At 44.4% G+C, this 12,271-nt stretch carries 11 protein-coding genes; all 11 read left to right on the top strand.

All coding sequences use genetic code 11. From position 1 onward, the window contains the following. Positions 1–197 precede the first annotated feature (197 nt). Positions 198–1,010 (top strand): carbon-nitrogen hydrolase family protein, encoded by an 813-nt coding sequence (locus B4K20_RS14610; RefSeq protein ID WP_289283460.1) that lies wholly within the window; start codon positions 198–200, stop codon positions 1,008–1,010. A 163-nt stretch (positions 1,011–1,173) separates the two neighbouring features. Then, the gene (carA, locus tag B4K20_RS14605; RefSeq protein WP_289283459.1) at positions 1,174–2,304 is read left to right on the top strand and encodes a glutamine-hydrolyzing carbamoyl-phosphate synthase small subunit; all 1,131 of its coding nucleotides are present in this window, start codon (positions 1,174–1,176) and stop codon (positions 2,302–2,304) included. Positions 2,305–2,310: 6 nt separating this feature from the next. Beyond that, positions 2,311–5,529: a carbamoyl-phosphate synthase large subunit gene (gene carB, locus B4K20_RS14600; protein ID WP_289283458.1), complete on the top strand. Its 3,219-nt coding sequence runs from the start codon at positions 2,311–2,313 to the stop codon at positions 5,527–5,529. Beyond that, complete coding sequence (gene greA / locus B4K20_RS14595) at positions 5,529–6,005, top strand: transcription elongation factor GreA (protein WP_289243245.1); 477 nt, start codon at positions 5,529–5,531, stop codon at positions 6,003–6,005. The genes carB and greA overlap by 1 nt, the downstream gene beginning before the upstream one ends. Before the next feature lie 2 nt (positions 6,006–6,007). Further along, positions 6,008–6,472 (top strand): DUF4149 domain-containing protein, encoded by a 465-nt coding sequence (locus tag B4K20_RS14590; RefSeq protein WP_286304001.1) that lies wholly within the window; start codon positions 6,008–6,010, stop codon positions 6,470–6,472. A gap of 1 nt (position 6,473) precedes the next feature. Further along, positions 6,474–7,091 carry a 23S rRNA (uridine(2552)-2'-O)-methyltransferase RlmE gene (gene rlmE, locus B4K20_RS14585; RefSeq protein ID WP_289283457.1) on the top strand — a complete coding sequence of 206 codons (618 nt, stop codon included), beginning with the start codon at positions 6,474–6,476 and terminating at the stop codon, positions 7,089–7,091. A 38-nt stretch (positions 7,092–7,129) separates the two neighbouring features. Next, positions 7,130–9,034: an ATP-dependent zinc metalloprotease FtsH gene (gene ftsH / locus B4K20_RS14580; protein WP_286304003.1), complete on the top strand. Its 1,905-nt coding sequence runs from the start codon at positions 7,130–7,132 to the stop codon at positions 9,032–9,034. A gap of 69 nt (positions 9,035–9,103) precedes the next feature. Then, a complete protein-coding gene (gene folP, locus B4K20_RS14575) occupies positions 9,104–9,892 on the top strand; it encodes a dihydropteroate synthase (protein ID WP_289283463.1) in 789 nt (262 codons plus the stop codon). Then, on the top strand, positions 9,885–11,231 hold the full coding sequence (gene glmM / locus B4K20_RS14570; RefSeq protein WP_289283456.1) for a phosphoglucosamine mutase: 1,347 nt from the start codon (positions 9,885–9,887) through the stop codon (positions 11,229–11,231). The genes folP and glmM overlap by 8 nt, the downstream gene beginning before the upstream one ends. A gap of 121 nt (positions 11,232–11,352) precedes the next feature. Continuing rightward, positions 11,353–12,138 (top strand): triose-phosphate isomerase, encoded by a 786-nt coding sequence (gene tpiA / locus B4K20_RS14565; RefSeq protein ID WP_289283455.1) that lies wholly within the window; start codon positions 11,353–11,355, stop codon positions 12,136–12,138. Between the two features lie 6 nt (positions 12,139–12,144). Continuing rightward, a partial coding sequence (gene secG, locus B4K20_RS14560; protein ID WP_289283462.1) for a preprotein translocase subunit SecG occupies positions 12,145–12,271 on the top strand: 127 nt, incomplete at its 3' end.

Raw genomic sequence — 12,271 nt, 5'->3', positions numbered from 1 at the left:
TGATTAGGGAAACCACTAGTGATAATTGATTGCGTCATGCCTGACCTCATTGATTACATAGTAAACACCCCAATATACCTAAGCATAGCTAATGTCACCAGTGATTTTCTGATGTGTTGCGTATGAGTTTGTATTGAACGATTTTTTGTTATATTTTCGTCAAACAGGAATAGGCACAAAAAATGTAAGGTGATGTGATGGTAATAGACGTCGGTATCGTGCAAATGAATTCATCGGAAAGCTATGAATATAACCTGGCTTTTTCTGAGAACATGATCGCAGAGGCATCGGAACGGAAGCTTAATCTTTTAGCCTTTCCTGAAACCTTTCTCTATGTCGGCAAGGATCACTCAGCTAAGCATAAAGTGGCAGAAAAACTGGAAACAGAGATATTGCCGCACTTTAGCCAACTTGCAAAACAGAGTCATTGTGCCTTGTTACTGGGCAGTGTCTACGAGCTGACAGATGAAGATAGTGGGCGGTTATTCAATACCTCCATTTTCATTGATCGTGATGGCAAAGAAAAGGCTCGTTATCGAAAAATCCATATGTGTGATGCAGTGCCTTTGGGGTACATGGAATCTGCGGGTATTAAACCTGGGGACAAAACCGTAGTGATTGATCACGAACTAGGTCGGCTCGGATTCAGCGTTTGTTATGATCTTCGTTTCCCCGATCTCTTTCGTTCACTTTCTGACAAAGGGGCTGAAATCATTTTCGTGCCTGCCGCCTTTTTTCTTCATACCGGTAAACACCATTGGTTACCGCTATTAATTGCACGGGCTATTGAAAATCAGGTGTATATCGTTGCGCCGAATCAATGGGGACATCATTATGGTGATCGAACTTCATACGGCAGCAGTGTCATTATTGATCCATGGGGAAGCATCCTCTGCTGTGCACCTGAAAGAGTGGGATTAACATTGAGTCGAATTGATATTGAGTACCTTCGACAAGTTCGTTCGAATATGCCGCTGCATACGCATCGCAGACCAGAACTCTACGTCTGACAGGCAGACTACTTTTCAGCAAATTGAAACAGTTATCACAAGCACTGAGGGATAATCGTTTTTAGCGTGGACTCGACCTGCTGTTTTGCGATAAAATTGCAAAGATTTTGTCTGGGGAGAACGTCATGTTAGCCCCATTATTTTTATCTGGTGGAGGTTTCCCTTGCGAACGAGTGCGTTACTTGCTCTTGAAGACGGCACGGTTTATCACGGCGAGTCGATTGGAGCCATTGGCCAGTCAGTCGGTGAAGTGGTGTTTAACACGTCAATGACTGGCTATCAGGAAATCCTGACTGATCCTTCTTATTGTCGACAAATAGTCACATTAACTTATCCTCATATTGGCAACACGGGTGTGAATGTGGAGGATGAAGAGTCTGACAATGTTTACGCAAGTGGACTCATTATTCGAGAGCTGTCCCCGGTTGTTAGTAGCTGGAGAAGTGAACAAGCACTAGATGAGTACTTGGTCAAACACAATATCGTCGGCCTGGCAGGTATTGATACTCGCTCGCTCACACGTTTGATTCGTGAAAAAGGTGCCATGAAAGGCTGCATCGTTGCTGGTGATGATATTGATGTCGAAGCAGCTATTGCTGCGGCTAAAGACTTTCAAGGCTTAAAAGGACTAGACCTGGCTAAAGAAGTCAGCACCAAACAAAGCTATGTTTGGGATGAGGGATGCTGGCATATTGATGGGCAAGCAAAAGCAGTTGAAGCGAAATACCATGTGGTCGCTTATGACTATGGCGCGAAAAAGAATATTCTTAGAATGCTGGTGGAACGTGGCTGCAAACTGACAGTTGTTCCTGCACAGACACCTGTAGAAGACGTTCTGGCGATGAATCCAGATGGCGTGTTTTTGTCTAATGGACCTGGCGATCCAGAACCTTGTGATTATGCCATCAGCGCTATTCAAACCTTACTGGAAAAAAATATCCCTACCTTTGGTATCTGTCTTGGTCACCAACTACTTGGGCTGGCCTGTGGTGCCAAAACAGTCAAAATGAAATTTGGTCATCATGGTGCTAACCATCCAGTACAAGAATCACTGGCTGGATTGGTGATGATTACCAGTCAGAACCATGGTTTTGCTGTTGATGAAGAAACGCTGCCAGAGACCTTAAGAGCAACGCACAGGTCCCTATTTGACGGCACCTTGCAAGGCATCCATCATGTCAGCAAGCCTGCATTTAGCTTTCAGGGACATCCAGAAGCAAGTCCTGGTCCGCAAGACGCAGCTCCTCTTTTTGATCACTTCATCGATCTACTTGAACAAGCAACGGGTAAATAACACACGATGGCTAAACGTACTGATATTCAAAGTATTCTGATTCTGGGTGCAGGACCGATTGTTATCGGTCAAGCCTGTGAGTTCGATTATTCTGGTGCACAAGCGTGTAAAGCGCTGAGAGAAGAAGGTTACCGTGTGATTCTGGTGAACTCGAATCCAGCCACGATAATGACCGATCCCAATATGGCCGATGCAACCTATATTGAGCCTGTTACCTGGCAAGCAGTAAGTAAAGTCATTGAAGCGGAACGCCCCGATGCTATCTTGCCTACTATGGGTGGTCAGACGGCATTGAACTGTGCATTAGATCTGGAAAAACACGGCATCTTAGAACAATTTGGTGTTGAAATGATCGGCGCTGACAGTGAAGCGATTAACAAAGCTGAAGACCGTGATTTATTCCGTGAAGCGATGCGTAAAATCGGTCTGGATATGCCGCAGTCTGATATTGCTCACACATTAGATGAAGCAATAAAAGTTCAAGAAAAATTTGGCTTCCCAGTGATTATTCGTCCATCTTTTACAATGGGTGGCAGTGGCGGTGGTATCGCATACAATAAACAAGATTTCATTGAAATCTGTCAGCGCGGTTTATACCTCAGCCCTACATCTGAGCTACTGATTGAAGAATCCATCATTGGTTGGAAAGAGTATGAAATGGAAGTGGTGCGTGATCGTAAAGATAACGCCATCATTATCTGCTCCATTGAAAACCTGGATCCAATGGGCGTGCATACGGGTGACTCAATCACGGTTGCGCCAGCACAAACTCTGACAGATAAAGAATATCAAATCATGCGTAATGCCTCTCTGGCAGTACTGCGTGAGATCGGTGTCGATACCGGTGGTTCAAATGTGCAGTTTGCCGTTAATCCCGAGACAGGACGCCTCATTATTATTGAGATGAACCCTCGTGTATCACGTTCTTCTGCGCTGGCCTCTAAAGCAACAGGTTTCCCTATTGCAAAAGTTGCTGCAAAACTGGCAGTGGGTTACACGCTGGATGAATTGCAAAACGAAATTACAGGTAATGCAACGCCGGCCTCGTTTGAGCCAACAATTGACTATGTGGTAACAAAAGTACCGCGTTTTACCTTTGAAAAATTCCCTCAAGCCGACAACCGTCTGAGCACACAGATGAAGTCTGTCGGTGAGGTGATGGCGATTGGCCGTAACTTCCAGGAATCATTACAAAAAGCGCTACGTGGACTGGAAATTGATCGTGATGGTTTGACAGAAATCATTGAACTGACAGAAGAAAACACAGCGGAAACATTACGCCGTGAGTTGAGTCTGCCAGGTTCTGACCGTTTATGGTTTGTGGCAGATGCTTTCCGTTATGGCTTTAGTTTTGACGAAATTCAAAAGCTAACGCATATCGATCCATGGTTCTTGATCCAGATCGAAGAATTGGTGACATTAGAAAACCAACTCAAAGAGCGTTCGCTGAATGATATTGATCAGCAAGAAATGTATGTTCTGAAACGTAAAGGTTTCTCTGATTCACGTCTGGCTAAACTGTTACTGAAGACTGAAAAACAAGTACGTGAATACCGTCAGGCGATGCAGGTCCGTCCTGTCTACAAACGTGTTGATACCTGTGGTGCTGAGTTTGCCACTGGCACAGCGTATATGTATTCAACCTATGATATGGAATGTGAAGCCAACCCAAGTGACCGTGACAAGATCATGATTTTGGGTGGTGGTCCAAACCGTATCGGTCAAGGGATTGAGTTTGACTATTGCTGTGTTCATGCTGCATTAGCCTTACGTGAAGACGGTTATGAAACCATTATGGTCAACTGTAACCCCGAAACGGTTTCCACTGATTACGACACATCCGATCGTTTATATTTTGAGTCATTGACCTTAGAAGACGTTTTAGAAATCGTCGAGTTAGAAAAGCCAAAAGGCGTCATCGTTCAGTTCGGTGGTCAAACACCTCTAAAATTAGCGCGTGCACTTGAAGCGGCAGGTGTGCCTATTATTGGTACTTCGCCAGATGCTATTGATCATGCTGAAGACCGCGAGCGTTTTCAGCAAATGGTTGAAAAACTGAACTTGCTGCAACCACCTAATAGACTGGCACACTCTGTTGATACTGCAGTGTCACTCGCTTCTGAAATTGGTTATCCATTAGTTGTTCGTCCGTCTTATGTTCTGGGTGGACGTGCGATGGAAATTGTTTACAACGAAGATGAGTTACAGCGTTACATGTTAAATGCTGTCAAAGTATCGAACGAATCACCAGTATTATTAGACCGTTTCCTTGACGACGCTATTGAAGTTGATGTGGATGCCATCTGTGACGGTAAAGATGTGCTGATTGGTGGCATTATGGAACATATTGAGCAGGCCGGTGTTCACTCTGGTGACTCTGCTTGTGCATTACCTCCATACAGTTTAAGTCAGGCAACACAAGATCAACTTCGTGAACAAGTACGCCAAATGGCTTTAGAGCTGGGTGTAAAAGGCTTAATGAACACGCAGTTTGCTATCAAGGGTGAGCAAATATACATTCTTGAGGTCAACCCACGTGCGTCCAGAACGGTTCCTTATGTATCGAAATCAATTGGTGAACCGCTCGCTAAAATTGCTGCTAGGGCAATGGCTGGCCGATCACTAGTTGATCAAGGTGTCACTAAAGAAGTGATTCCATCTTACTATTCAGTTAAAGAAGCGGTATTCCCATTTATCAAATTCCAAGGTGTTGATCCGATCCTTGGGCCTGAGATGAAATCAACAGGCGAAGTCATGGGGGTTGGCAGAACGTTTGGTGAAGCCTTTGCAAAATCACAGTTAGCTGCCTCTGTCGTGTTACCGACAGGTGGTAAAGCCTTTATCAGCGTTCGTGAGGCTGATAAGGTAGCAGTTATTCAAATTGCAAAAGACCTGTCGTCACTTGGTTTTGCTTTACTAGCCACCAGAGGTACACAGCGTGTGCTGGAAGAAGCTGGTGTGTCATGTGAACCCGTAAACAAGGTCGCAGAAGGTCAACCGCATATCGTTGATATGATTAAAAATGATGAAATCGACTTGATTGTGAATACCACAGAAGGTCGTCAGTCTGTCGCGGATTCAAGAGAAATCCGTCGCGCGGCCTTACAGCATCAAGTCAATTATACAACCACATTGGCAGCGGCAAGGGCCACTGTTCAAGCATTAAATAGTGAAGATGTTGGTTCTGTTAACAGACTGCAATCTTTGCATGGAGAGTTAAATTAATGGCTGTACCTATTACTTCACGTGGTGCTGAAGCACTTAAAGAAGAATTGAAACATCTGAAAACGGTAGCAAGACCTGAAGTCGTTGCTGCCATATCAGAAGCCCGTGCACATGGTGATTTAAAAGAAAATGCCGAATACCATGCAGCAAAAGAACAGCAAAGTTTTATCGAAGGCCGTATTCAAGAGCTTGAGTCTGTATTATCGAATGCACAGATTATTGACCCGGCAACATTGCCCCAAGAAGGTCGGGTGGTGTTTGGCGTTACCGTTACGTTATTGAATATCGATACAGACCAAGAAGTGAAATACCAAATCGTGGGTGATTATGAGTCTGATATTAAGTTAAATCGTATTTCAGTCTCGTCACCCATTGCTCGAGCTCTCATCGGTAAAGAAATTGATGATGTAGCGACAGTGCAAGCGCCCGGCGGTAACATTGAATATGAAATCGTTGAGATAGGCTACGAGGCATAAGCATGCTGTCTGGCTATACAGGTGAACGGCTACTTCTGACTCTATGGATAGGGGCGTTATGGTCAATAGGTTATTTAGCTGTTCCAATGGCCTTTGCCAACTTAGATGTAACAATTGCCGGTGACTATGCCGGCAAATTGTTTTATGCCGTTAATATAATCAGCCTCATTAGTGCTTGTATATTATTAGTGAGTAGACTGTTTATTTTCGGTCTGAAGACATTTCATCGTTATTGGCGCAGCTGGCTTATTTTAGCCATGCTTATTATGAGTTTTATCTTTTTGGCATTTATTCAGCCAGAGATGACATCAATAAAGTTATTAGACTGGCGTGCAGATGCTGTTCTTAGTGAACGATTTAACACATTACATCAATTCAGTGAAAGCCTGTATATGCTGATGAGCTTGCTTGGTTTAATGTTAGTGTTAACCACCGATAAACGTGCAGAAGCAGAGCAAGTGTCCTGATATGGCAAGAAGTAAATCAAGTCAAAGCTGGTTAAAAGAACATTTTGATGATCAATATGTCAAACAGGCACAGAAAGAAGGTCATCGTTCGCGCGCCACGTTTAAGCTAAAAGAAATTGATGATAAAGATAAGCTCATCCGTCCTGGCATGAGTGTTGTTGATTTGGGCTCAGCCCCAGGTGGCTGGTCTGATTATGCTTTAGGTAAAGTCGGCGACAATGGTAAAGTCATCGCATTGGATATTTTAGAAATGACGCCACTGACGGGTGTACATTTTATTCAAGGTGACTTTCGTGAGGACGATGTACTGGATGAACTGAATAAAGTATTGGATGGCCGACAAATAGACCTTGTATTATCAGATATGGCCCCCAATATGACAGGAGTAGGGTCGATTGATCAGCCTTCAAGTATGCACTTGGTTGAGTTGGCTTTAGATTTTGCATTGAACAACTTAAGTAAAAGCGGTTGCTTTCTTGTCAAAGTATTTCAGGGCGAAGGATTTGACGCTTTTTTGAAAGAAATGAGAGACAATTTCACGAAAGTAGTGACCCGTAAACCGGGGGCTTCCAGAGCAAGAAGTCGTGAAGTTTATTTATTGGGACGTGGTCTCAAGTAACATTTAATGGTAACCAGAGGTACCTTACATTGAATGACATGATGAAAAATATTATTTTGTGGGTCGTCATCGCCGTAGTGCTGATGTCTGTCTTTAATAATTTTGGTCCGCAAAATAACGATTCAGGCAGCATGGACTACTCCAGCTTTATCAGCAATGTTAAAAACGGTGCAGTCTCCAGAGTCGATATACAGGGCAGAACCATTTCAGGTGAACTGACTGACGGCAGTAAGTTTACAACTTACAGTCCTGACTACGATCCAGGCTTGATTGGTGATCTGCTAGACAATGGTGTGACGATAAAAGCAGAGCCTGCTGAAAAAACCAGTCTTCTTATGCAGATTTTTATTTCTTGGTTCCCAATGCTGTTGCTGATTGGTGTCTGGATATTCTTTATGCGACAAATGCAAGGTGGTGGTGGTAAAAACCCCATGTCATTTGGTAAAAGCAAAGCACGCATGCTTAATGAAGACCAAGTCAAAGTGACCTTCAAAGATGTGGCTGGTGTAGAAGAAGCCAAAGAAGAAGTCGCCGAGCTTGTCGACTTTCTTCGTGACCCAAGCAAATTCCAAAAATTAGGTGGTCGGATCCCACGCGGTATTTTGATGGCGGGTTCACCTGGTACGGGTAAAACATTACTGGCTAAAGCAATTGCTGGTGAAGCCAAAGTGCCATTCTTTTCTATCTCTGGCTCTGACTTCGTTGAAATGTTTGTTGGTGTTGGTGCTTCGCGTGTTCGTGATATGTTCGAACAAGCTAAAAAACATGCCCCATGCATCATCTTTATTGATGAGATTGATGCTGTTGGTCGTCACCGTGGTGCGGGCATGGGCGGTGGTAATGATGAGCGTGAACAAACGCTTAATCAGTTATTGGTCGAGATGGATGGTTTTGAAGGTAATGAAGGCGTCATTGTTATTGCTGCAACGAACCGTCCTGACGTACTTGACCCTGCACTATTACGCCCAGGTCGTTTTGATCGTCAAGTTGTCGTACCACTCCCTGATATCCGTGGTCGTGAGCAAATTCTTAACGTCCACCTGCGAAAAGTCCCAGCATCAGATGATGTGGATGCAAGAGTGATTGCTCGTGGTACACCCGGCTTTTCAGGTGCTGACTTAGCTAACCTTGTAAACGAAGCGGCATTGTTCGCTGCTCGTGGTAACAAACGTCTGGTTGGCATGGAACAGCTCGAACTCGCCAAAGATAAAATCATGATGGGTGCAGAACGTCGCTCCATGGTCATGAACGAGAAAGAGAAAGAATTGACGGCTTATCATGAAGCCGGCCATGCCATTATTGGTCGTTTAGTGCCTGGACATGATCCTGTTTATAAAGTCAGCATCATTCCGAGAGGTAGGGCTCTTGGTGTGACTATGTTCTTACCGACGGAAGATAAGTACAGTTACAGTAAGCAGACTTTGGAAAGCCAAATCTCAAGTCTGTATGGTGGTCGTTTAGCCGAAGAACTTATTTTTGGTGAAGAAGCAGTAACTACTGGTGCATCGAACGATATTCAACGGGCTACAGAGTTGGCTCACAACATGGTTACCAAATGGGGCTTGTCTGACAATATGGGGCCTTTGTCTTATGGTGAAGATGAAGGCGAAGTCTTCTTGGGCCGAAGTGTTACTCAACATAAAGCCGTGTCTGATCTGACAGCTAAACAGATTGATGAAGACGTCAGACGTGTCATCAATCGTAACTATGAGCGTGCAAAACAATTGTTGATTGATAACATGGATAAATTACATACCATGTCAAAACTATTGATGAAGTATGAAACCATCGATAGTGATCAGATTGATGCCATCATGGAAGGCCGTGAACCGGGTGAACCTAAAGACTGGACTGACCGTTCTTCACCGCCACCAGCATCAGGTGATACTGAATCTGATTCGTCTGAAACACCATCTGGCAAACCAGCTGATCAGTTACACTAAATATCAGGAAGTTATCACGTGATTTTTGACTGTGCGGGCAAGTCCTTGGACTTGTCCGTTCCTCGTATTATGGGCATCATTAATGTCACCCCAGATTCATTTTCTGACGGTGGCAAATTTTTTGATCGTGATGCTGCTTTAAAACAAGCTGAAAAGTTAATTTCAGACGGTGCTGATATCTTGGACATTGGTGGTGAGTCCACGCGACCTGGTTCAGATATCGTGGCTGAGCAGGAAGAAATCGAACGCGTTGCGCCTGTCATCGAAATGATAAGTGCTGAATTCGATATCCCAATTTCCATTGATACTATGAAGCCTGGCGTGATGACAGCAGCAGTCAAAGCGGGTGCAGGTCTTATCAATGATGTTAATGCCTTACGCATGGAAGGTGCACTTGAAGCTGCAGTTGAGTTAAAAGTCCCCGTCTGCCTGATGCATATGCAGGGTACTCCTCAAACTATGCAGCAAGAACCACACTATGATGATGTGGTGACAGAAGTAAAAACATTCTTACTGGAACGTGTAGATACTTGTCTAAAAGCAGGTATCAAAGCACAACATATCATGCTTGATCCTGGGTTTGGTTTTGGTAAACGTGCCCGTCACAATCTTCGATTAATGAAGCACTTGTCTGTACTGACGGATTTACCATATCCAGTGCTCGTCGGGGTTTCCCGTAAATCTATTATCGGGGACATGTTGAAAGTATCGGTTGATGAGCGATTGGCAGGAAGTTTGTCGCTGGCCTCGATTGCCACATGGCTAGGGGCAAAGCTCATTAGAACTCATGATGTAAAAGAAACCTATCAAGCCGTAAAGCTAAGTCAGGCTGTAATGCAGGTAGATGATTTTGACTAAACAAAGACGTTATTTTGGTACGGATGGAATCCGTGGTCGTGTCGGTGTTGGAGCTGTTACGCCAGACTTTGTATTAAAGCTAGGTTGGGCGGTTGGCCGTGTTCTGGCCAAAGATCGTAATAGCCGCGTCATTATTGGTAAAGATACCCGCATTTCAGGTTATATGTTTGAGTCAGCCCTGCAAGCCGGTTTATCGGCTGCTGGTGTTGATATATATTTATTAGGACCTATGCCGACACCAGCCGTCGCTTACCTGACGCGTACTTTCCATGCGCAAGCAGGTATCGTCATCAGCGCCTCCCATAATCCTTATCATGATAACGGCATTAAGTTTTTCTCTGCCCAAGGTACAAAACTCCCTGATGCAATAGAGCTGGAAATTGAAGCCATGCTGGAGCAACCGTTAAAAACAGTTGACTCGACTCGCTTAGGTAAAGCGCATCGGATTGGTGACGCAGCGGGTCGATATATTGAGTTTTGTAAGAGCACCATACCAAGTGGCGTGGATCTGCATGGACTCAAAATCGTAGTTGATTGTGCTCATGGAGCTACTTATCACGTTGCACCAGATGTCTTTAAAGAGTTAGGTGCTGATGTCATTGTTATGGGCGCTGAACCTGATGGCTTTAATATCAATTTAAATTGTGGCTCAACTGAACCTCGGCTATTACAACAAGCGGTACTGGAAAACAAAGCAGATTTGGGGCTGGCACTAGATGGCGATGGTGATCGCATTATCATGGTTGATCATCGTGGTGAAATTGTTGATGGTGATGAGCTCCTATTTATCATTGCCAGAGCAAGACAACGCATGGGTGCGAGTATGCCTGATGTGGTCGGTACGCAGATGTCTAACCTGGGCTTAGAACATGCTTTGGCAAAATTTGATATGTCACTTCACCGAGCCAAAGTGGGTGATCGCTATGTGATGGAAAAACTACAACAGGTAGGCGGCCTGCTTGGTGGTGAAGCATCAGGCCATATTATTTGTTTAGATAAAACCTCGACAGGTGATGGTATTGTGGCAGCGCTTCAAGTTGTCGCCGAAATTCAGCAAACCAATAATAGCCTGCATGATCTACGCTCAGTCGTCACAAAATATCCACAGCATTTAATCAATGTCAGGATAGATAAAATGATCGATATCAGCAGTAATGCGGATATCAACAATGCCATTACTTCTGTAGAGAAAAGGTTGGGTGATGAGGGACGCGTGTTACTCAGAGCATCGGGAACGGAGCCTGTGATCAGAGTGATGGTGGAAGGCATTGATGCGACATTGACTAAACAACTAGCAGAAGAACTGGCATCGGTAATTGAACAGGTACTGAAAAATTAATTTCCATGTCTGTTGGCTCTGATGGATCAACGAGTACAATCCTTGTCATATTTCATACATTGCATTATTCATGGTGGGTATGTAGTCTGATGTTTCATTTTATATTCAGAGAGAGTCTTAGGTGCGAAAACCACTAGTCGCTGGCAACTGGAAAATGAACGGCTCTAGTGAGAGTAACAAAGCACTACTTGAGGGAATACTTTCAAAAGCCGATACATTCTCCGATATAGAAGTCGCATTATTTCCTCCAGCCGTTTATCTGGGCCAGGTGCAGTCAGCTCTTTCAGGAACTGACCTGGCGTGGGGTACACAAAATCTATCTCAATTTGAAAAAGGGGCTTACACCGGAGAAATTTCGGCAAGTATGCTGGCTGATTTTGGTTGCCAGTATGTGCTGATAGGGCACTCAGAGAGACGTTGTTTATATGCTGAGTTAGATTTAGACCAATGTCTGTTAGATCGTATTATCGCTGAGAAATATGAAATGGCAGTCAGGGCTGGTATCACCCCCATCATATGTATTGGTGAAAGTCCAGACGAGCATGCGGTCGGTCGCACAGAAGAGGTTGTATTGCGATTACTCGACACCGTGATTGCGCATCAAGGCGTTGAAGGTTTAGCGCATACCGTCTTAGCCTATGAACCTGTATGGGCTATTGGTACAGGACGCTCAGCCACGCCAGAATGGGCGCAAGACGTACATAGCTTTATGCGTCAACGTGTAGCAAAACACGATAAAGAAATAGCAGAAAATATAAGAATACTTTACGGAGGCAGCATAAAAGGTAATAATGCTGCGCCATTGTTTCTACAACCTGACATTGACGGTGGGCTCGTCGGCGGTGGATCGCTTGATGCCGATGAGTTTGTTAAAATATGTCAGGCCGCAGTTTTAAAATTAGGTTAACAACACATGCACGCGATTATTCTCACAGTTCATATTATTGCCTGTCTTATGCTGATTGGATTTGTTCTGATTCAGCACGGTAAAGGTGCTGATGCAGGCGCTGCATTCGGTGGTGGTGGCGGTGGTGCCTCAG

This window comes from Methylophaga sp. UBA5088, assembly GCF_002414625.1.
In the GTDB taxonomy this organism is placed as follows: Bacteria; Pseudomonadota; Gammaproteobacteria; order Nitrosococcales; family Methylophagaceae; genus Methylophaga; species Methylophaga marina.
The sequence above is the reverse complement of the archived record's forward strand: the minus strand, read 5'-3'. Positions and strand labels throughout refer to the sequence as shown.